Origin of the sequence: Diplocloster hominis (assembly GCF_032380655.1) — a bacterium.
GTDB classification, from domain to species: Bacteria; Bacillota; Clostridia; order Lachnospirales; family Lachnospiraceae; genus Diplocloster; species Diplocloster hominis.
This window is the reverse complement of the sequence record NZ_JAWDIY010000018.1, coordinates 13,400-35,632: the sequence shown is the minus strand read 5'-3', so window position 1 is coordinate 35,632 and position 22,233 is coordinate 13,400. Positions and strand designations below refer to the sequence as shown.

Genomic DNA, 22,233 nt, shown 5'->3' with positions numbered 1-22,233 from the left:
CTCCTATATCAAGCCGGCAAAGCCACAGAAAGCGATTGCCATCAGGCCGGCCGTAATCAGCACTATGGGTGAACCCTTGAATGCAGGGGATATATCATTGTATTCAATCTTTTCCCGGATACCGGCCAGAATCACGATAGAGATCGTGAAGCCCACTGCTGTCGCAAAGCCGTTAACTACTCCTTCCAGGACTCCGTAGCTTTTCTGTACATTCGTCAGGGCAACGCCCAGTACCGCACAGTTGGTAGTGATCAGCGGCAGATACACACCCAGCGCATTGTACAGGGAAACCATTTTCTTCTTTAAGAACATCTCCACGAACTGTACCAGCGCCGCGATGACCAGGATGAACACGATGGTCTGCAGGTAGGTCAGATGCGCGGGAGTCAGGATATACTTATAGACCAGGCTGGTCACAAACGAGGAAATGGTTATGACAAAGATTACCGCTCCACCCATACCGGCGGCCGTCTCCACCTTTTTGGATACCCCGAGGAAGGGACACAGACCCAGGAACCGGCTCAACACCACGTTATTTACAAGCGCAGATCCGATGGCGATTAATATCAATTCTTTCATCTGTTATTTTCCCTCCTTTTCCTGTCCCGGGAACAGGTGTCCCCCACAGGCGTTATTCATGCAGGAACTGCAGTCCCCGCCGAGACATCCCTGAGCGGGAGGCAGGGGCCTTCCCTTTTTCTCCGCACGGGCACGGACCTTATTCATGATCGCGACCAATACCGCCAGCACAAAAAACGCGCCGGGGGCAAGCACAAAGATCGTAATAGGCTCGTAGGAAGCCGGCATGACCTGTTTTCCAAGCAGCTGCCCGGAACCCAACAGTTCTCTCACCGCTCCGATACAGCACAGACCCACGGTGAAGCCCAGTCCCATTCCGATCCCGTCGAAAATAGACGGAAATACAGGGTTCTTCGAAGCATAGGACTCCGCACGGCCCAGGATGATACAGTTTACTACGATCAGAGGAATATAGATTCCCAAGGAGTCATACAGGCTGGGCAGGAATCCCTCTACCAGAAACTCCGTTACCGTAACGAAGGACGCCACGATGACGATAAACGCAGGCACACGGGCCCGGTCCGGGATAATATTGCGCAGCAGGGAGATCAGCAGATTGGACATGACCAGCACTGCCGTGGTGGACAATCCCATCCCCACACCGTTGATCACAGACGTGGTTACCGCCAGCGTGGGACACATCCCCAGCATCAGGACAAACGTCGGATTCTCTTTGATGATACCGTTATAGAGACGTTCGGTACATTTATTCATTTACACTGCCCCCTTCCAATGTCTGAAACCAGCAGAGCCCGGCATTGATCGCGTCCGTCATGGCTTTGGTCGTGATCGTCGCACCGCTGATCGCATCGATCTCATTATCTGCGGAGGCACCGGTCTTGGTATAGGCAAAGCTGTCGGCTTTCTTGCCCGCAAACTGCTGTTTGAACGCATCTTCCTTCGCCTTCATCCCCAGACCCGCCGTCTCGCTGATGGAGAGGATCTCATACCCGTTCACCGTTCCGTCGTTTCGAATTCCCAGCGTAAAGGTGATGTCACCGCCGTATCCCTGGGATGTAGTGATGTTCATCGCATAGCCCAGAACATTGCCGCCGGCATCCAAAGCTTTCATCGTCTCATTGACCACGATACTGGCCTTCTCCGAGTCGGCGCTGTTAAATCCGCCGTCCACAAGAGCTTTCGCGCTTGCCTGCGTCGTATCGGGCGCTTCCTCGAATTTTTCCGCGTCGGAAAATACGGTCTTGTATGCTTCCTGTTTCTTCAACTCTTTCTGCACCGCAATGGGGTCTTTGGTCACTTCATACACCAGCCCCAGCAGGACTCCGGCCACCAGCGTGATGACCGTCAATATAATCGTATCTTTTACGATTCTGTTCATGCGCGTTTTCCCCCTTTCCCAAATGCCTTCGGAAGGGTAATGCGCTCAATCAGAGGAACCAGCAGGTTACTGATGATGATCGCATAGGATACACCTTCTGCGCTGGGCCCGAACAGACGGAATACGCCGGTCAGAACCCCCAGCAAAATCCCATAGACGATCTGCCCGGTCTTAGTGATCGGGGACGTGACGTAATCTGTGGCCATAAACCAGGCGCCCAGCATCAGGCCGCCGCCGGCCAGCTGTGCGGTGATATAATTCATGTCAAAACCGTGTCCCCCGAAAATGATCAGGAACACAATGAAGGTAACAAGATATGTACCGGGAATGCGAAGATCAATGATTCCCATCAGGATCAGGAATATAGCGCCGATCATAATCGCAATCACGGATGTCTCACCGATGGTTCCCGGAATCCGCCCGATCACCATATCCAGCGTGTTCACAGGACCGCCGCTCTTTAATACGGCCAGAGGGGTCGGACCGGTAACTCCGTCATAAGCAAAGGATGTCATTCTGGCTGTAAAGGAGATAAGCAGAAAACATCTGGCGCCCAACGCCGGGTTCATAAAATTCTGGCCCAGCCCGCCAAACAGCTGCTTGACCACCAGGATGGCAAAAACACTGCCGATGACCGCGATCCACCAGGGAAGCGTCGGTGGCAGGTTCAGAGCCAGCAAAAGGCCGGTAACAACCGCGCTGAAATCCCCGATCGTAATCTTTTTGTGCATCAGCTTTTCATACAGGTATTCTGTCAGCACGCAGGTAGCTACCGATATCAGTACCAGACTTAACGCCGGTAATTTGAATTGAATCACACCGAACACCGTTGCCGGTAAAAGGGCAATGACCACCATGAGCATAATAAAACTGGTGGTGGCTTTATCTCTGATGTGCGGTGAGGAAGATACGCTTTTTAAATCACTCACAATTTCCACCTCTCTTATTTCTTTTTCCGATTCGCCAGAATCATTTTTCTCATGGATTTTATGGACTGCGTCAGACACCGTTTCGCCGGACAGACGAAACTGCAGCAGCCGCATTCACAGCATTCCATGCCGTCCCATTTCTGGAAGGCCGCCTCATCATAATGCTCCGCATAATCAGCCAGCCTGGACGGAATCAGATGTTCCGGACATCCTTCCACACAGCGTCCGCAGTTAATACAGCTGGACGGCTCGTACATGGCGGTCTCGTCCTTTGTCATACACAAAAGTGCGGAGGATGTTTTCGTGGTGGGCACATTCAGATCATAGATACCAAATCCCATCATAGGGCCGCCGGACACGATTTTCGCCGGTTCCTGTTTGAACCCGCCTGCTTCTTCGATCAGTTCCGCGTAGATGGTACCTGTATGTACACAGAAATTCCGCGGATCCTTTATGGCATCTCCGGTCACCGTGACGATCCGCTCCATCAGAGGTTTTCCCTCCAGAACTGCTTTATAAACCGCTACAATGGTATCCACATTATTAACGATACACCCCGCATCGGCAGGCAGCATGGAAGAATTAATCATGCGGTCAGTCGCCGCGTAGATCAGCATACGCTCCGCTCCCTGAGGATATTTGGTCTTCAGCGGTCTCACTTCGATCCGGGGTTCGTCCTTAGCCACCTGCTTCAGCAGCGTGATACAGTCCGGCTTGTTGTCTTCCACCGCCAGTATTCCTTTTGCGTTGTCGAACAGGGACAGGATCACTTTCAGTCCGCCTACCAGCTTCTCCGGTTCTTCCAGCATTCTCCGGTAATCACTGGTCAGATAAGGTTCGCATTCCGCGCAGTTGGCGATGATATATTCGATCTTCTCCGGTTCCTTCGGGGAGAGCTTCACATGTGTCGGGAACCCGGCTCCGCCCATGCCGACGATACCGGCATTCTGAATCCTTTTTATAATTTCTTCTTTCGTCAATGCCGATACATCGTCGACGGGTTCATACGCGACCTCTTCGTACTTCCCGTCGTTTTCGATGATGATCGCATCCATCAATGTACCCGTAACCGTAAGTCTGGGTTCGATCCCCTTCACTGTTCCGGATACGGATGAATGCACCGGAGCGGATACAAACCCGCCGGCCTCGGCAATCAGCTGCCCTCTCAGCACGGGATCGCCCTTCGCGACCACCGGCTTGGCCGGCGCCCCGATATGCTGAGACAGCGGAAATACCAGATCCCCCTTCGGCAGCACACTAACGATTGCTTTGTCTTTGGATAAATCCTTTCCGTCATAAGGATGGATTCCTCCCTTGAACGTCAATCGCGCCATAATTCTTTACCTACCTCTCTCATGATTTCCTGAAGCAGCACAATTTTTTGCACCGCATGTTCAGGTATCGGTGATACATTCTGCTCACCTTTTTTCTCCTGATTCTCTGAACAGCATAATAAGTTATATTCAGAGCCCTACTACTAATATACAGATTTTTACATAAAATTACTACCCTATTTCTTTGCAAAGTGTTATAATAAACTTAGATCGGGAACCAGCCGACGTTAAAATTTTATCAATATCGTACATAAACTAACTGCATGTTATTGGCGGCTTCGTATATTATCTATAAAATAAGATATATGTTCCTATTAAACACTTATTCCCATCGAATAAAAAAGAATGCCCTGTTGGACATTCTTTTTTTAATTGATCCTATCTTTTCGTTCCAGTGCTTAAGCCTCTTCGGTGTATTCCTCTGTATTCTCTACAGAAGCCGCTTCCAGCGCTTCGTCATCCGCCTGCTCCGCAATATAAGAATCCACATCCATCGATACTGCTTCTTCCTCTGTCCGCTCTTCTAACGGAGCTTCCAGAACTTTCATACTCAGGCTGATCTTGCGGTCATCCCCGTTGAAATCTACCACTTTCGCGGTGATCTCCTGGCCGGCCCGCAGCACATCCGAAGGTTTCTCCACATGCTCCCTGGAAATCTGGGATACATGCAATAACGCGTCCACACCCGGCTCCAGTTCCACAAATGCGCCGAAATCGGTCATTCTGGCTACTTTACCGGTTACGATGTTGCCAACTGCATATTTTTCCGCAGCGGTTAACCAGGGATTCTGATCCTCAAATTTTAAACTCAGAGCGATCTTATCACCATTGATATCCTTAATCAGAACGGTCAGCACTTCGCCAACCTTGAATACCTTCTTCGGGTTCTCCACTCTGCCCCAGGACATTTCGGAGATATGAAGCAGACCATCCGCACCGCCCAGATCAATAAACGCACCAAAATCGGTTACATTCTTGACGGTACCTTCCACCACGTCACCCACGTGAATTCTGGCAAACAGTTCCTTCTGCAGTTCCGCTTTTTTCGCAACCAACAGCTGTTTGCGGTCACCAATGATTCTTCTGCGTCTCGGATTGAACTCGGTAATCACGAATTCGATCTCCTGATCCGCGTATTTCGTCAGGTCTTTTTCATAAGAATCGGACACCAGACTGGCCGGAATGAATACACGCGCTTCATCGATGACAACGCTTAATCCGCCGTCCAGAACCTGGCTGACCTTAGCGGTGAGAACTTCCTGATTGTTGAAGGCTTCTTCCAGTCTCTTATTGCCTCTCTCGGCAGCGAGACGTTTATAGGTCAACAGGACTTGTCCTTCCCCGTCATTTACCTTCAGAACTTTCACTTCCATCGTATCCCCTACGGAAACTATCTGGGTCAGGTCCACATTCGACTCATTGGTATATTCATTTCTTGTGAGAATGCCGTCTGCTTTGTAACCTATGTTTAAGATGATTTCATCTTCTTTCACACCGATGACTGTGCCCTCGACTACCTCTCCTGTACGTATTGTTTTAAAAGATTCTTCCAACATTTGTTCAAAGCTCATTTCTGCCATTCCTTTTGAACCTCCTCAATTATTTTCTTTGGGGTGGAAGCCCCTGCAGTAATACCTACGCAGCCAACGGACAACAGCTTCTGCACATCTAAGTCATTCAGAGTCTGTATATAGTAAGTATCGTTACATTCCTTTTTACATATTTCATATAACTTCTGTGTATTGGAGCTGTGCTTGCCTCCAATCACAACCATAGCATCGACTTCCCTGGCAATTTGCCTTGCTTCTGTCTGTCGCTCTTCTGTGGCATTGCAAATCGTATTTACAACAAGTATATCATAACCCTTTTTAGAGAGAATTTCAACTAAATCTTGAAATTTATTGTTGTTAAATGTCGTCTGGGAAACCACGCAAAGCTCCTCGTTCCCTGGAACCTGGAAGCTTTGGGCTTCCTCCAAAGACTCTATAACGGTAGTTTTGCCACTGCTCCAGCCTTTGATTCCTTCCACTTCGGGATGCTTGTCATTGCCAATTATTACAATATGTTTTCCCAGGGCGCTCTCCCGCTCCACGATCCGATGGATCTTCAAGACAAACGGACAGGTCACATCGATCATTTTCAATCCCTGTTTCTCGATTACCTGGTAAATATGTTTGGATACCCCGTGGGAACGTATGATAATGATACCTTTTTTCAGCTGTTTTAACTCTTCCTCCGTATGAATTACCGATACTCCTTTTCGCTCCAGATCATCCACGACCTCCTCGTTATGAATAATCGGGCCAAAGGTATAGATCGGACTTCCTCCCTTTTCCACTTCTTCATACACTCTGTCCACCGCGCGCTTAACTCCAAAACAGAATCCCGCGGTTTTCGCAAGCTTTACTTTCATACCTTTGCTCTCTTTTCCTTATATAACTTCAGGATCTGATCAACCACTTCATCAATCTTCATAGAGGACGTATCTACCAGAACCGCATCTTCCGCCTGCCGAAGCGGGGCGAAATCCCTGGTCATATCCCTGTGATCCCGTTCTTCTATATCTACCGTGATTTGCGCCAGATCACATGCCATTCCCTTTTTCTGTAATTCCAGATATCTCCTGTTGGCACGGGTCTTGACACTGGCCGTCAGATAGATCTTCAAAAATGCGTCCGGCAGCACATAAGTGCCGATGTCCCTGCCGTCCATGACCACATCCGCCCCGGCCGCCAAAGCTCTCTGCAGCTCCACCAGCTTTAATCTCACCTTTGGATTGACCGATGATGCGGAGGCCATATTTCCAACTTCCTCCGTGCGGATCAGCCCGTTGACATTCTCCCCGTTCAGAAGAACCTGCTGCTCACTGTCCCGATAGCGTATCGTGATATCCGCTTCCTGACATGCCTTTCCGATCTGATCGGAATCGCCCGGCGGTACCCCCTGCCTGATCAGGTGCAGCGCGATCGCCCGGTACATGGCCCCGGTGTCCACGTAGACAAATGACAGCGATTTCGCGATACGCTTCGCAATCGTACTCTTCCCCGCTCCCGCAGGTCCGTCAATTGCAATACTATAGCCCATAAACCTTCCTCCCTTGTTGCTTCTTCGACGCACAGCCTATGAGACTGGTCCGTCTTTCGCCGCGGCTGTGATTCCCTGCGCGGCCGTATATGCTGTAGACCAGGCGATCTGTAGATTAAATCCCCCGGTCACTGCATCCAGATCCAGAACCTCTCCGATAAAATAAAGTCCTTGTGTTTTTCTGGATTCCATGGTGGACGGATTGATCTCTTTTACATTCACTCCGCCCCTGGTAATAATCGCTTCCTGATATCCCCGAAGCCCGGTCACCGTCATCGTCAGATGTTTAATCAACCTCACCAGCTGCTGCCGTTCCTCTCTGGAGATCTCATGAACCTTTTTCTCCTCCGATATCCCGCTTAACGCTACGATCACCGGTATCAACTTCGCGGGGAATAATTTCCCCAGTGAATTTTTAAAATCCCTGTTCCTGTTTTCCTCGAAATCCCGAAGAATCCGATGATCCAGCTGTTCCTGGGTAAGCGCAGGCTTTAGGTCGATAGAAAGTGTTACTGTGTCCTTCCCAATCTGATTCGTGATATAGCTGCTTCCGCTTAAGATCAGAGGACCGCTGACCCCATAGTGGGTAAAGAGCATTTCCCCAAAATCCGAATACAGCTCCTTTTTCCCGGCTGTGATCGTTACCTGCACATTTTTCAGGGACAGGCCCTGCAGACGCTTGACATAATCCTCTTTTACTTCCATGGGGACAATGGACGGCGAAAGCTTCGTCACCTGATGGCCGGCGGCCCCGGCAAACCGGTAGCCATCGCCGGTAGAGCCGGTGGCCTGATAGGAACATCCGCCTGTCGCTACCACACAGGCATCCGCGCACACCACCCGTCCATCTTTTAACCGGATTCCATGAAAACGAGTTTCTTCTATTATAATGTCTGTCACTTCCGCGCGCAGATGGATCTGCACTTGAAGGCGTTTCATTTCATTTTCCAATCCACGGATGATGTCCGAAGAATGGTCGGACACCGGAAAGACCCTGTTCCCACGCTCCACTTTCAACGGGACTCCCAGATCTTCAAAGAATTGCATTGCATCCTGATTTGTAAATCCATAGAAAGCGCTATATAAAAACTTCGGATTGGACCGCACACTCGTGAATAGTTCTTCCGTATCACAAGCGTTTGTTACATTGCAGCGCCCTTTTCCTGTGATAAATAGTTTTTTTCCCAGCTTCTCATTCTTCTCAAAAACTTCTACCTGACAGACACCGCTTCGGGCGGCAAAAACAGCCGCTGCCATGCCCGCAGCGCCTCCGCCGATAATCAAAACCCTTTTCATTCCTGTCTCCATTCCATCCCTCCGCGGGATGCACACTCCGCGCTGAGGAAAGCGCTCCGGCGCAGATATAATGTCTGACGACATTACTCACGATTGCACAGCAATCATGATCCCTCCGTGGGATGCACACTCCGCGCTAAGGAAAGCGCTCCGGCGCAGATATAATGTCTGACGACATTATATCATGGCCCCAGGTTTTTTGTCTATTCTAATTTATGGCTGGGTTATTCCCCGCTCCTCCAGATACTCGATCACGTCCCGGACCAGATGCAGATGCCAGACCTCCCGCGGTTGGATCGAGATATCAAAATGATCTTCAAAAATAACGATAATATTCATAATATCAAATGAATTTAAAGCCAGATCTTTAATAAAATCGGTGTCATAGGTGACCCCCTTTTTACCGGTCACGGTATATATTGCGTCCTGGATAAATTCCAGCATGATTCATCCTCCACCCTTCCATTTCTAATTCCATAGTTGACTCACAAGCCAAATCAATGCTTAAGCCATATGCCGCTTGATCTTTTTCGTCCCTGTCTTAGAAAATTCTTTTTCCCGTATATTTATCATCTGTACCTGCTGATAGGTCGGCAGTTTTTCATTAATGGAATCGATCTCTTTTTGCAGGGCTTCCAGTATCTCATAAGAAGACATCGGACCGGTCCGGTCCGGATCCGGATAGATACTGGCCGTAATCTTGACGTCATCCACGGATGTACCGCTGGCTGTTCCTGTTACGACAACCTCCTTGACCAGAGGTACCTGCATGATCATCTCTTCAAGCTTTTCCGGTGACGTTTTCTTTCCATTTTTAAATACAATCAAATTCTTTTTTCGCCCCGTCAGATACAGGCATCCATCTTTATCCTGATACCCCAGGTCACCGGTTTTAAACCAACCATCCACCATCACTTCTTTTGTCTGCTCCGGTGATTTGTAATATCCTTCCATCACAGAATCCCCCCGGACCCATATCTCATCCTCCACGATCCTGATCTCACAGCTGGGCAGCACATACCCGACCGAACCCATCTTATAAGACCGGTTGCTGTTTACGGAGATCAGCGGTGAACATTCGGTGATTCCATAACCTTGTAAAATCAGAATACCTAAAGACTCAAAATCCTCTGAAATTTCTTTTCCAAGATGAGCCCCGCCACAGATCATAATGTGCAGATTGCCCGCGATCTGTTCCCGGATACCTTCCAGAGTTTTGCTCTTTATACGGATGCCGCATCTTCTCAAAGTACGGACCAGTTTTAACAGTTTTTTCAGCTGCTCTGCCTTTCCGGCTTTCTCCGCATTCAGCCAAATTTGATTATAGATGGATTCCACAATCAGCGGAACTGTCAGCATAGTATCTGGCCTGGCCAGTTTCAGATCCCGCAGCATCGTTTTCAGATCCCCGTTTATATAGACGTGAGTCCCCCTTAACAGCGAACCCAGTATGGAACAGGTCAGCCCGTACGTGTGATAAAAAGGCAGCGAGCAGAATACGGTCTCTTCAAACGTCACATACAGACAGGAATCACACATATTTTTCAAAATATTCTTATGGCTTAAGATCACTAATTTGGATTTGCTGGTAGTGCCCGATGTGAAGGCAATTACCGCCGGCTGCTCCGGCTGTACTGTGATACGGCTACTTTTCTGTTCTATTGCACGTTTTCTGCCTTTTTCACACAATTCCTCAAGGCTTAGTGTCCCCTCCTTGTGTGCCCCCATTAATATTACATGTTTTAAATCCAACTGGTCCACACTGACCGGATCAAAAACCGACCGGTATCCTGCGGAAGTGAATACTGCCGACGCGTCCGACATCTGGACCATCTCTCTGATGTTGTCATCGGACTGCTCGATATCCACACACACGGCAACCGATCCGCAGGCCATAACCGCCAGGCAGGCCACAACCCAGTCGCAGCTGTTTTCACTGACGATCGCAATATGGCCACCCGCCATCCCCATCGCAATCAGCTCTTCTTTCAAATATGTGACACGTAAAACCAGTTCCTCATAGGTAATCGTGATTTTTTCCTGTTTTCTGGTAAAGTAAGAAATGGCCTCCCGACTCCCGAATTTACGTGACAGGCCGTCCAGGTACGCTGGTATCGTATCAAAATATTCGGTATCATACAAAGGGAATTTTTTCATTTGAGCCTCCTGCTTTTTATGTATTTTCTTCTACAGAACCGCCTCTTCATAAGTCCAGGCCAGCTCCTCTTTTATCTTCTCGTAATCGTTTAACACCGTCAGAAAGGCATCCACGATGTCCGGATCAAACTGGGTGTACCTGCCGTCTGTCAGTTCCTTCACCGCCTTGTCAAAACCCAGGGATTTCCGGTACTGCCTGTCGGATGTCATGGCGTCGAAGGAATCTGCCGCCGCTATGATCCTGGCCTCCTCCGGTATATCGTTGCGGCTGAGCCCGTCCGGGTATCCGCCGCCGTCATACCGTTCATGGTGTCCCCGCACGATAGGGGCGATATCCCCAAATCTTCGGATCGCGGAGAGTATCTCCGCTCCTTTCGCCGCGTGTTTTTTGACCCTTTCGTATTCGTCCTCGCTCAGCTTGGTTTCTTTTAGAAGGATGGAATCCGGTACCCCCAGCTTCCCGATATCATGAAACAGGCTGGCGACTTTAAGCCTCTCGCAGTAGTCGCTGCTCCTGCCGAGCTGCTGCGCCGTGCGCACCGCATAATAGGAAACCCGGTCCGAGTGGCCGCGGGTATAGATATCCCTGGCATCCACCATCAACCGCATGGTGCTCACCACCTCTATATAGCCGTCCCGCAGATCCTCGTAAGCCTTCCCCAGCTCTTCCTTCTGTTTATTTACCATGGCATGAAGTGTGGTATTCAAAACTGCCTGCGCGGACTGTCTGGCAAAAATCTCCAGAAGCTGCCTTTGCTCAAAACGAATCCCGTGCGGGGACCTGATCCCGATCAGCCCAATGCACTCCATCTGGCCGCTGCGGATCGGGATCATCAGGAGTTCTTCCTCTTCCACCGGCTCCTTTCTGCCCTCATCCCGGAACATATGCACATACCGCGCCACCACTTCATCTGTAAAATAGCCGCCGTTTCGCTTCATAATGCATTCCGGCAGCTCTGGCCCCAGCCCCTGATCCGCCGGAAAGGAAACGCAGTTACAGGAATTTATCCCCACAAACGCGTCTTCCGACCGGGTGATTTCCAGGACACCTTCCATAATGCTTTCCGCCAGCTTTTCCGCTGCCTGCAGGTGATATATATTAGGCAGAATATCCAAAATGGCAGACAAACCATGCTGGTATTCCTGAATCGTCCGCATCTGGCGAATCGATTTTACACAGGATTCCACAAGCAATTCCAGTTGGTCAAACCGGTCACTTTTCTCAAAATATCCCTGTATCTCCAATTCCCGTATTGTCTTAATTGGCGGAGCCATGCTTTTGTGGCCGGTCAGCAAAATAATATAAATTTCTTTGTTAAACCGGCGGATCTGCTCCACCACCTGATCTCCGCAGATAGGAATCATCAGGAAATCCAGCAGAAGGATGTCATACCGGCCGTTTCTCACCCGTTCCACAGCCTTCGACGGATCATTCTCCGTGTCGACGAGATATCCCGATCTCTGGAAATAAGCCTGCAGCGTTGATGTCATAATAGGATCATCATCCACTGTCAAAATCGAAAAAGTATTCCTTTTAGTCATTCGTTTTCCCTGTCTCATACACTGTACCTCTTACGATTCCTCTCTCTTAACAACAGGAGCTGCCCCCAATGGAATGGAAAATCCAAAGACAGCGCCTCCGCCGGGGTTATCCTGTAACCACATGGTTCCGCCGAACTTTCCTCTTACTACGGCGTTTGAAATATACAGTCCCAACCCGCTTCCCATCGTTCCTTTACTGGTTATCATTTCTTTAAACAGCCGTGCCCTCACATTCGGGCTGACTCCGGGACCGGTATCCGCCACAGATACATGCAGCTCTTCTTTGTCCGCTTTCATACCGATCACAATTTTACCGCCGCCAACCTGCTTCTGCGCATATATTGCGTTTGAAACCAAATTGTTCATTACCTGGATCAGATTATTGATGTCCCCATGAAGCGTCACATTCAGGGACGGATCATAATCAGCCACAAGCGTACAACCGCTGGTATAAAGTTCATGGCGCATCAGCAGCGTCGTGCGTTTCATCAATTCATTCAGGGTAAATGTGGAATCCCCAAACGGGGTCACACTGTTGGCCTGTCCCTTAATCGCCGTGATGATCTCAGACATATAGGAGGTGGATTCCCTGATTTTCTGCAGCCAATCCTTTATCTCATTGCAGATCTCCCGATAATCTTCCTCCACCACCTGGGGATCGCTGAGGCTGGACTCATATTCGTCTACCAGGCTCTCCACAGTGGCCACGCATCCAGATATACTCATGATCGGAGTTTTCAGATTGTGGGCCAGCCCCGCCATCATCTGCCCCAGAAAGGCGAACCGTTCCTGCTCCATCATATGCTTTTGTCCGTCCTGCAGCTGCTGCATACTTCGCTTTAACTGCGTCACATCTTTGAAAATCACTACAAAGCCAGCCAGCTGATCTCCGTTTTTCAATGGAGAAACATCCGTCACATAATAATATTTTACAGGCGTACCTTCTTTTTCTAATGTGACCGCCTGTTCATAAGAAATCACCGTGTCGGCCTCCATACAGGCATCGACGGCGGTCAACATATTATAAATTGCCGTTTTTTTGGAGATATCCTCCTCTTTCACACAGTCTTTCAGATATCGGTTCTCCGTTATGCCATACTGGGAAGCAAACACTTTCTCAAATGGAACATTATAATTGATCACAAGTCCATTGTCACTCAGGACCATGTACAGATCCGAGATCCAATCCAGTACGTGCTGCATGGCGATCGGTTTGATGTCCACCAGATGCAGCTGGTAGATCGCGATGCCGTCGAAAACAATAATAGGAATAAAGCTAAGGGCCGTCGCCGAGATAGGCAGGCTGTTGGTAAATGTCGCGATCGCGCTGACGATCAGCGGGCTGAAACCTCCCAACGCGAACAGGATACTCTGCTTTAAATACAAGCGGCTGCGGTTCTTTATCGCGAAATTAATCATAATAAAGCTGCTGGCCACCAGACAGATATAACTGTAAATTCCTGATATCGGAACATAGGGCCCCATCACCAGTTCACTTTTGATCACTGAAAATTCCACATAATACAGATGGTGGAGCGGGTTCGTGACACACAATAAGGTCGTGAGACAGGGGACGATAAACAGCAGGTAACAATACTTCGGCAGTTTGTCGTAGCTTTTTACAAATGCAATCGCGATCGTAAGATATAAGGCCGCCATATGCGCCCCCGCCGTCGTGATACAGTCCAGCACCATGAGCTGCGTCGTGTTATCCGTTTTCGTAAACTTCATTCCCAGAAGCGCCACCACCCACAGACTGTACAGCAGTACCAGTTCCATAAACAGAGTGTTGAGCAGGCCCTGTCTCCGATTCTTTAAACTGGAGCCAAAATAAAATACAATTGCTGCCAGGGATATAATAAATATAACAGCGGTCAGGTCGGAAACCATCTTCTCCCCCCTCGTCAGTATAATAGGTATTCCTAATGGGATTCGCCCTCATCCTTTTGGGCTGCAAACAGAAAATTCTGCAATAACCGTTTGGGGCCCGGGATCTCCCGTTGAAATCCCAGCTTCTCCAACAGCTGCCATGTGTATTCGGCAGTAACTTCGATGACTGGAGGAGCCGTTTTTATATGATTCCAGAAATCAGCAAGGGGCATCAGCTCCGCGTGATATCCTTTGGAAAGCCGCTGTGACAACCGCTCTTCAAATTCCGGCTCCGGCAGGAACCGGGTATCCGGCAGTACTGCCCGAATAATTTCTTCCATCCTCGTCTGACGCGGGCTCAATATATGAAATACGCGTTCCTGTGAACGTTCCAGAGCCAGAATCGCATCCGCACTATAATCCACCGGTGTCAGATCTGTCAGATGATCCGCCATGGTATCCGGAAACACGCCCAGGACGGCGATCCCTTTCATCAGCAGATAGAACGCGTTACTGTCCGGGTTCACCTGGAACGTACCGTCCGAACATCTGCCCACCAGCCTGCCCAGCCGGTAGATTCTGGCATCCACGCCCCGCTCTATGGCATCAAACACCCTGGCTTCCGCCAGGAACTTTGTCTTTACGTACAGATTCGACTGCCAGTCCTGGCCTATGTCGAAATCGTGCTCGGTAAAAACTGCGGGCCCTTCCCTGCCGATCAGCTGCTCAGCGCTGACGCTGCACGTGGACATGTGATGAAGCACGGCCCCTGACCGCTCCGCCAGCTCTATGATATGCTCCACGCCGGTTACATTGGTAGCGGTATATTCCTCCGCGTCAGAGGCATAATGGCGCACATCCGCCGCGCTGTTATAGATGGCATCCAGCCTGCCCACCAGATCGATATAATTCATATGGGATAGACCCAGTTCCTGCCTGCTGATATCCCCGGCGATTACCTTGATCCTGCCGGCAGCGCTCTGCAGCCAGCCTGCACCAAAGTACCAGGACAGCCGCTCCATCAGCCGCTCCCTGCTGCCGTCCCGCATCAGACACAGCACGGTACCCGCGCCGGCGTCTATCAATGCATGCAGAAGATGAGCTCCCATGAAGCCTGTGGCACCAGTCAGTAACACTCTGCCCAACCGGTGGGGGCGATGTTTCTCTCTTTGGTCTGTTTCCTTAACTACACCGTTCTGTACCGGCACCTTTATGCGAGGTTCCCGGGAATTCTCCATTTCCTGGCTGTTCCCTGGTTCCTGGTTATTCTCTGGTTCCTGGTTATTCCCTGGTTCCTGGTTATTCCCTGGTTCCTGGTTATTCCCTGGTTCCTGATTATTCTCCGTATATTTTTGACTTTTCCAGTTCGGATTCAGGATATTAAGCTGCTCTGCCACGGTCGGATGTTCATAGAACTCCTGAAGAGACATCTCCCATTTATGATTATAATATCTGCTGAGTACACTGAGTGCCGCCAGGGAAGTACCGCCCTGCTCGAAGAAGGGAACACCCGGTTCCAGATTCTCCCTGGCCAGTACTTCCGACCAGATCTGTAACACGGAATCCACATTCGCCTGCGGAACGGATATTTCACTATTACTACCGGATCTTTCTTCCGGCCGCGCTTCCTCCTGAATCCCCTTCGCTCTTACCTGCTGCTCCTGAAGCTCCTTCTCTCTTACCTGCTGCTCCTGAAGCTCCTCCGCTGCTGTCCTCATTTTCCCGGAAGAACTTCTCTTTGTCGAAGGCGGCGCATCCTTCATGGACGCGGCCATCTTTTTCAGCGCCTGCAGATCCAGTTTGCTGCTGGGGGTAAAGGGCATTTCCTTAAGCGCCACCAATCTTGACGGCAGCATATAAGCCGGAAGAAGCTTCTTCAGATGTCCGAGCAGTTTCTCCTCGTCAACCCTGCCGCCATCTTTTGCCTGATAGAAGGAGCACAGTTCCATCGCCCCATCCGGTTTAGCGACCGGAACGGTCGCGGCCTGGACCACGAATCCGGAATCCAGTATCGCTCCTGATATTTCATCCAATTCCACACGCTGTCCGTTCAGCTTGACCTGGGCATCCCTGCGTCCCTGGAAATCATAGGAACCATCCAGGCGGAGCCGGCCAATATCACCGCTTCGATACATCAGCTCTCCCGGAACAAACGGATCCGGCACAAACGCCTTTTCGGTCAAATCCGGCCTGGATATATAGCCGGCTGCCAGGCATTCTCCTGCCAGGCATAATTCTCCGCAGGCGGCAGGCATCACAGGCTTCAGATTCTCGTCCAGCACATAGATCCTGCTGTTGCGCAACGCACGTCCAATTGTTATGTGCCCTTCCGGAAATACCTCTATCATAGTCATGTAGACGGTCGCCTCGGTAGGCCCATACATATTAATACTCACCGCTTCGCTGACCTGATGCAGCTTTTGCAGAAGCGCCGGCATCAGCACCTCACCACCCAGCAGCACCAGCCGCAAACTCTTCGCTGCCGCGCAGAAGGAAGTGTTGCTCAGACACATCTGCAGACGCGCCGGTGTAACCTGGAATATCTCCGCATCCTCATGGACGATCAAATCAGCCAGCTTCCACGGAAGCATCATTTCCTCTTCATCGGCCAGTACGATCTCTTTCCCCATAGCCAGCGGGAACAGGCTCTCCCCGATAAAACTGTCAAATACCACATTGGTAGTACACAGGATCGGTCCCTTTGCACGTTCCAACAGTTCCCGTATACTCACATACAGATTGGATACCGAACTGTGTTTTAGCATAACCCCTTTCGGTCTGCCGGTGGAACCCGAGGTAAACATCACATTTACCAGATCCGATCCCTTGACCGGCACATCCTGAAACTTACCTGCCGCCGGTGCCTGACAGGCATCCGCTCCGAAGATTTCCCCGTCATCCTTTTGTCTCACGCAGACAAGCGGGCAGCCTAATTCTCCAGGGAGCACCGCCTGTGCCCGCTTATCACAGAGGATCAGCCGCATCCCTGCGGTTTCCCGCATAGTCTTAAGCCTTAGTTCCGGATAAGACGGCAGCATCGGCACATAAGCGCAGCCCGCCTTCAGGATGCCCAGCATGGCGGCAAACAGATCCGGCGTCCGATGCATGATCAAACCGATCCGGTCACCTCCGGCGGCTCCTGCCGCTGCCAACAGGCCGGCGATCTCATCCGCCCGGGCGAGAAGCTCCGCTCTGGTAATTTTCTCTTTGTGAAATACCACAGCCACTGCATCCGGATTCAGCTCCACCGTACGCTCAATAATTTTATGTATCGGTAAGTTCAGATACGGTGTATACATAAAATTCGGTTCTTCCACCAGTTTCATCTGGTCGCTGTTGGTTACCGGATACAGCTCATATAAAGTCTGATCCGGATTCCCGATAAATTCTTCCACGATCTGTTCCAGGCAGCGGCCCAGATAGGCTGCCGTTTCCTCCAAAAACAGACTGGTGGCATATTCCAGGCAGAAGAAATAGCCCTGCTTATCCTTTGCCGTCTCCAGGGTTAAGTCCGACTTTGCAGTGCCCATGGGAATAGGGTAATAGGCCAGAGCTTCTCCGCCCAGCTTAAATTCTCCCGCATCCAGAGGCCTCTGGGAAAACATTACCTGATACAACGGATTCTGAGAGAAGGTTCTCGGAAGATTATGCATCGCTATAATCTCCTCCTGCGAGATCCGTTGATGATCCAGAAGGCCTGCTAAAGCCCTTTGCACCGCATGCATATATTCCATTACCGTAATTCCACGCTCCGGATGCAGCCGCAGCGGAAGCGTATTGATAAAAGGCCCGCATATCTTAAGCTCCTGAGGCCGTAATCTTCCGGAAACCGGTGTCCCGACCACGAGATCTTCTTTACCGGAAAGCTTTGCCAGAAGCAGGCCAAAGGCTGCCGCAAAAAACGTGTGGCTAGTAATCCCGGCCGCTGCACAAAAAGCATCACATTTCCCGCTCAGCGGACCGGACAGCCGGTGCGTCAGTATTTTTCCCCGATAATCAAACTGGTGCGGTCTGGCAAAATCGGTGGGAAGATTCAATGCTTCCGGCAGGGAATTCAGGTTCTCCAGCCAGTATTCTTTGCAGGCCGGATCCGCCGCATTTTCCTTTTGCATCTGTTCATACGCATAGTCCAGGTAACTGACTCCTGATCCGGAGAACCCCTTTCCACAGTACAGCTCATCCAGCCGCCTGATCAGAATCGGTGTGCTTAATCCGTCCCCGATGATATGATGCATATCCAGCAGAAGCAGCCATTTCCCGTCTGGTCTGCGCCAGAACGCGGCCCGCAATAGCGGCGCTTCCTCCAAAGAAAACGGGCGCAGGAACTTCCCGAACACCTCTTCCTGGTCCTCCCCCTGAAGCTCGGGTATATCAAATGGTACCCGTTCATTCACATAAGCATATACCCCGTCCGGATCCTGCTTAAATGAAGTGCGCAGCACAGGATCCCCTGCGATCAAATCCCGGAATGCCTGCTGTATCCTGCCTAAGTCCGCTTCCGCAGGCAGACAGAAAGCGCCTGGCATATGATAAGCCAGCTGTCCGTCCCCAAAGTGGGACTGAACATAGATTCCCTGCTGAATCGGCATCATGGGATAACGCTCCAGTTTCGGAGCCGGCATCAGTTCTCCCAGCGTTCTCTGCCCGGGAACCGTATCCGTTTGGCCTGTAGTACCGTCCGCCTGCCCGGCCGCCCTGCCATCGTCACCCAGATATTCTGCCAGTCTCCTGACATTCCGGCAGGCATATAATTCTGCGATCCGCATGGCGTGTCCTGTCTGATTCTCTATTTCATAGATCACCTGCATGGCATTCAGAGAATTCCCTCCATACAGGAAATAATCACTTTCAATATCCAGATCCCCGCGCTCCAACACTGTGCGGAATATCCCCAGCAGTTCTTCCTGAAGCCGGGTACCGGCCTTTGTGCTCCTGCCTGCAGGAATCGGGTTCGGGAGCGCGGACTCATCCACCTTTCCATTGGAAGTAAGCGGAATCTTTTCCAGCCGTATGATCACGGAGGGAAGCATATAGCGCGGCAGATAAGAGGCAGCATAGGTCAGCAGCTCTCCTTCCGTCAATGTTTCCCGTGAGGTGTAATAGGCAGCCAGAACCTCCTGGCCCTGGTCTGTGATTACCTTGACCGCGGCCTCTTTCACATTCGGATGGGAAGCCAGACAAGCTGCGATCTCCTGGGGTTCCAGCCGTATGCCTCTAAGCTTCAGCTGCTGATCGGTTCTCCCCCCGAGAACGATCTCACCCTCCGGCGTCCATCGTGCGGTATCTCCGGTCCGGTATATGCGGTCCCCCAATACAAAGGGGTTATCAAGAAAGCTTTCTTCTGTCAGCTGTGCATGATTACGATACCCCTTGCCCACGCACGCACCGCCGATATAGAGATTACCGTATATCCCGATGGGCAGCGGATTCATCCAGTCATCCAGCACATAGAGCCTACAGTTTTGCATCGGAGGCCCCGCTGTGATCTGATCCGTATGATTCAAAAGCTTCATACTGACCCCCACGGTAGCTTCTGAGGGGCCGTACTGATTGTAAATACGGGCATTGGAACAGATCTGCAGCTGCGAAAGTAATTCACCGGGAAATGCTTCGCCGCCGCAGACAATACTTTCCAAATAACGCATGGCCTCCAAAAAAAGGCCGTTCTTTAAAAACGCCATCAGCCTGGAAGGCGTCAGGGCCATAAAACCAACCCCATAACCGGTAATCAAACCGGCTATTCTCTCCGGCGACTCGGTATCTTCCTCCCTGGGCAGCACGACCGTTCTGCCGTTTAACAGCGCCACGATACTTTCCAGCATAAATGCGTCAAAGCCCACATTACAAATGGAAAGAACCGCTCCCTTTCCATATACATCAGACATCGCCTGGGCAAAATTGATGACATTCTGCCGGGTAATTTCCACCCCTTTTGGTTTACCGGTACTACCGGAAGTATAAACCACATACGCCAGATCTCCCGGCCGCTCCTTTGCGCAGCCATCCTGATCCCCTTCGTTTTCCATCAGGCTTCCTATATCCAGGACAGGTACCGGAATGCCGCCAAAGCCCGCATCATGCAGGATCTTCTCTTCAGAAATCAGAAACTTCGCACCGCTCTGGTTTAAGATATCCGCAACCCGCCCTTCCGGCTGGTCCGTAGATAATAACAGATAGGCGCAGCCGGCTCTTACGATACCGACCATCGCTGCCAGCAGTTCCGGCTTTTTCGGAAGGAATACCGCTACCAGCGCATTTTCCATAACACCGCCCTGACGGATGGCTTCATAAACCGGATACGCCATGTGTTCCAGCTCCTGATAGCTGACTCTCGTACCCTCACAGATTACAGCCACCCGTCCCGGATGATCCTGTACCTGCCGGCGCAGCTGCTCATACAGTCCCTCCTCCGGCACCGCTTTTATCGTTCTGTTAAAGGTATATAATACCTGTTCCCGCTCCTCACTGCCCAGCACCGACAATTGATAGATGGGTCTTTCCTGCGCATACAGCGCCTCCTGTAAAATATTCAGCAGGCATCTGTGCAATTCTTCAATCTCCCGGTCCGAATAAAACTGTGTCAGATAATCATAATCCACCGAATACCTACGGTTATCCTCCAGGTTACTTAAATGAATGCACAGATGCTCGGCCTGATAACCGTTATAATGCCAGCGCCCGGAAAAATGCACAGATGTATCCCTGCTTTTTAAAATCGTGCTGTCCTGATAAGACAGCGCTATATGGAACAATCTTCCCGATAGCTTCTGCCCTTCCTCCGCCATCCGGACAATATCCGCAAAGGGGAATTTCTGATGACGCAAAAGCTCATACCAATTCAGTGCCAGCTGCTCATTAAATTCGGAAAAACACCATTCTTCATGGATATCACTTATAAAAGGAAGGGTACTGACAAACATCCCTGTGGTCTGTTTGGACACGAAACTGCTGCGGTTATAGATCGGAACCCCGATCGTGAAACGGTCCGCACCGCCGATCCGCTTGAAATAGATAGCCAGAGCCATGTAAAACACCGCGAAAGGCGCCACCCGGTTCTGCATACAGAAGGAATAGATCGCATGATTGATCACATCCGGAAGCCTGAAACTGCTCCTTCGGCCCACAGGGCTTACCGCCGCGCTCTTCACCTGTTTGATCATGGAGGGTTCACCGGCATCCCGCATCACCCCGGACCAATATGCCAGATCCTTCTGATAGGCGGCTGATTTCAAATACTCCTGCTCCTCCTGGACATGCAGCTGATAGCTGGGAGACTCTTCAAGCTTCACCTCCTTATCCGAAAGCAGATCCAGATAAGTCTGTCCGATCCGGTTACAGAGCAAAACCTGCGCCCAGCCATCCGAGATAATATGATGGACCTTGATCAACACTCCCCCCGAATTCTCCCCGGTACGGAACAGCACGAATCGATACAGCGGACCATCCTCCAGCGGAATCACCTCTCTGGTCACCGCATGTTCCCAGCTCTCCATCCCCTGTCCGCTGGTATGTGAAAAATCCAGGACCGGAAAAACCTCCTTCACATAAGGCGCATGATACTGTACCGGCCGTCCCCCGTCCATGATGATACGGGTACGCAAAGAACCATCAGAAGCCAGCACCTGATTCAAGCTTTTCTGCAAAGCATGAAAATCAATCCGTCCCTGGATTCTAATGGTCGTACTGATATTATTAATGGATGTCCCGGGATAAGCCTGCTCCAGATTCCAAATATTCTGTTGGCTCAAAGACAAGGCAAAAGTTTTCGTTTCCAAAGCAGCACCATCCTCAACCATACACGTCCTTCCTCCCTCTAAGTTTCCAACATCAAGTCCTCCGAAAGCCGTCATCCATTCTATCTCCAATTTCCATTTTTTGCAAACCAAAAACCCTTACTTATATTTATACCGTTTGTTGTATCAAAAATCAAGCAAACCAGACCAAAATAATCAAAAACACAACAATTTCTACCAAATTTCGTCATAATTCCAATGCGATTTCAATCAAATCTGACAATATTTTCCATTTCAAGGTTTCCGCCTCCGGTATTCCCGGCAGATGGCTCCAAGCTCAAACGATAGATCCGCCCAAAAGGCATGAGCGA

At 50.4% G+C, this 22,233-nt stretch carries 14 protein-coding genes; all 14 read right to left on the bottom strand.

Features of this window, described 5'->3' with window-relative positions:
• Window positions 1-3 precede the first annotated feature (3 nt).
• Window positions 4-579, bottom strand: a complete 576-nt coding sequence (rsxA, locus tag ABC831_RS16420) for an electron transport complex subunit RsxA (protein WP_343249182.1) — start codon at window positions 577-579, stop codon at window positions 4-6.
• Window positions 580-582: 3 nt separating this feature from the next.
• Window positions 583-1,293 (bottom strand): electron transport complex subunit RsxE, encoded by a 711-nt coding sequence (gene rsxE, locus ABC831_RS16415; RefSeq protein WP_343249181.1) that lies wholly within the window; start codon window positions 1,291-1,293, stop codon window positions 583-585.
• Complete coding sequence (locus tag ABC831_RS16410; RefSeq protein WP_343249180.1) at window positions 1,286-1,918, bottom strand: RnfABCDGE type electron transport complex subunit G; 633 nt, start codon at window positions 1,916-1,918, stop codon at window positions 1,286-1,288. Before ABC831_RS16410 ends, rsxE begins: the two co-directional genes overlap by 8 nt.
• Entirely contained in the window at window positions 1,915-2,847 is a 933-nt protein-coding gene (locus ABC831_RS16405) for an RnfABCDGE type electron transport complex subunit D (protein WP_343249179.1), read from the bottom strand. The genes ABC831_RS16410 and ABC831_RS16405 overlap by 4 nt, the downstream gene beginning before the upstream one ends.
• 14 nt (window positions 2,848-2,861) lie before the next feature.
• On the bottom strand, window positions 2,862-4,181 hold the full coding sequence (rsxC, locus tag ABC831_RS16400; protein WP_343249178.1) for an electron transport complex subunit RsxC: 1,320 nt from the start codon (window positions 4,179-4,181) through the stop codon (window positions 2,862-2,864).
• 398 nt (window positions 4,182-4,579) lie between these two features.
• Complete coding sequence (gene rpsA, locus ABC831_RS16395; protein ID WP_343249177.1) at window positions 4,580-5,761, bottom strand: 30S ribosomal protein S1; 1,182 nt, start codon at window positions 5,759-5,761, stop codon at window positions 4,580-4,582.
• Window positions 5,749-6,594, bottom strand: a complete 846-nt coding sequence (gene ispH, locus ABC831_RS16390; protein WP_343249175.1) for a 4-hydroxy-3-methylbut-2-enyl diphosphate reductase — start codon at window positions 6,592-6,594, stop codon at window positions 5,749-5,751. The genes rpsA and ispH overlap by 13 nt, the downstream gene beginning before the upstream one ends.
• The gene (gene cmk / locus ABC831_RS16385; RefSeq protein WP_343249174.1) at window positions 6,591-7,265 is read right to left on the bottom strand and encodes a (d)CMP kinase; all 675 of its coding nucleotides are present in this window, start codon (window positions 7,263-7,265) and stop codon (window positions 6,591-6,593) included. Before cmk ends, ispH begins: the two co-directional genes overlap by 4 nt.
• A gap of 36 nt (window positions 7,266-7,301) precedes the next feature.
• On the bottom strand, window positions 7,302-8,561 hold the full coding sequence (locus tag ABC831_RS16380) for a BaiN/RdsA family NAD(P)/FAD-dependent oxidoreductase (RefSeq protein ID WP_343249261.1): 1,260 nt from the start codon (window positions 8,559-8,561) through the stop codon (window positions 7,302-7,304).
• Window positions 8,562-8,774: 213 nt separating this feature from the next.
• The gene (locus ABC831_RS16375; RefSeq protein WP_158347571.1) at window positions 8,775-9,005 is read right to left on the bottom strand and encodes an acyl carrier protein; all 231 of its coding nucleotides are present in this window, start codon (window positions 9,003-9,005) and stop codon (window positions 8,775-8,777) included.
• A 60-nt stretch (window positions 9,006-9,065) separates the two neighbouring features.
• Window positions 9,066-10,718 carry an AMP-dependent synthetase/ligase gene (locus tag ABC831_RS16370; RefSeq protein WP_343249173.1) on the bottom strand — a complete coding sequence of 551 codons (1,653 nt, stop codon included), beginning with the start codon at window positions 10,716-10,718 and terminating at the stop codon, window positions 9,066-9,068.
• A gap of 30 nt (window positions 10,719-10,748) precedes the next feature.
• Window positions 10,749-12,278, bottom strand: coding sequence for an HD domain-containing phosphohydrolase (locus ABC831_RS16365; RefSeq protein ID WP_343249172.1), 1,530 nt, complete (start codon window positions 12,276-12,278; stop codon window positions 10,749-10,751).
• 12 nt (window positions 12,279-12,290) lie between these two features.
• On the bottom strand, window positions 12,291-14,150 hold the full coding sequence (locus ABC831_RS16360) for a histidine kinase N-terminal 7TM domain-containing protein (RefSeq protein WP_343249171.1): 1,860 nt from the start codon (window positions 14,148-14,150) through the stop codon (window positions 12,291-12,293).
• Window positions 14,151-14,182: 32 nt separating this feature from the next.
• Window positions 14,183-21,925, bottom strand: a complete 7,743-nt coding sequence (locus ABC831_RS16355; protein WP_343249170.1) for a non-ribosomal peptide synthetase — start codon at window positions 21,923-21,925, stop codon at window positions 14,183-14,185.
• Window positions 21,926-22,233: the final 308 nt, after the last annotated feature.

Excerpts from the sequence above, each read along its gene's own strand:
- rsxA (WP_343249182.1), bottom strand. The coding sequence starts at position 579 with ATGAAAGAATTGATATTAATCGCCATCGGATCTGCGCTTGTAAATAAC.
- rsxE (WP_343249181.1), bottom strand. The coding sequence starts at position 1,293 with ATGAATAAATGTACCGAACGTCTCTATAACGGTATCATCAAAGAGAAT.
- ABC831_RS16410 (WP_343249180.1), bottom strand. The coding sequence starts at position 1,918 with ATGAACAGAATCGTAAAAGATACGATTATATTGACGGTCATCACGCTG.
- rsxC (WP_343249178.1), bottom strand. The coding sequence starts at position 4,181 with ATGGCGCGATTGACGTTCAAGGGAGGAATCCATCCTTATGACGGAAAG.
- rpsA (WP_343249177.1), bottom strand. The coding sequence starts at position 5,761 with ATGGCAGAAATGAGCTTTGAACAAATGTTGGAAGAATCTTTTAAAACA.
- ispH (WP_343249175.1), bottom strand. The coding sequence starts at position 6,594 with ATGAAAGTAAAGCTTGCGAAAACCGCGGGATTCTGTTTTGGAGTTAAG.
- cmk (WP_343249174.1), bottom strand. The coding sequence starts at position 7,265 with ATGGGCTATAGTATTGCAATTGACGGACCTGCGGGAGCGGGGAAGAGT.
- ABC831_RS16380 (WP_343249261.1), bottom strand. The coding sequence starts at position 8,561 with ATGAAAAGGGTTTTGATTATCGGCGGAGGCGCTGCGGGCATGGCAGCG.
- ABC831_RS16375 (WP_158347571.1), bottom strand. The coding sequence starts at position 9,005 with ATGCTGGAATTTATCCAGGACGCAATATATACCGTGACCGGTAAAAAG.
- ABC831_RS16370 (WP_343249173.1), bottom strand. The coding sequence starts at position 10,718 with ATGAAAAAATTCCCTTTGTATGATACCGAATATTTTGATACGATACCA.
- ABC831_RS16365 (WP_343249172.1), bottom strand. The coding sequence starts at position 12,278 with ATGAGACAGGGAAAACGAATGACTAAAAGGAATACTTTTTCGATTTTG.
- ABC831_RS16360 (WP_343249171.1), bottom strand. The coding sequence starts at position 14,150 with ATGGTTTCCGACCTGACCGCTGTTATATTTATTATATCCCTGGCAGCA.
- ABC831_RS16355 (WP_343249170.1), bottom strand. The coding sequence starts at position 21,925 with ATGGTTGAGGATGGTGCTGCTTTGGAAACGAAAACTTTTGCCTTGTCT.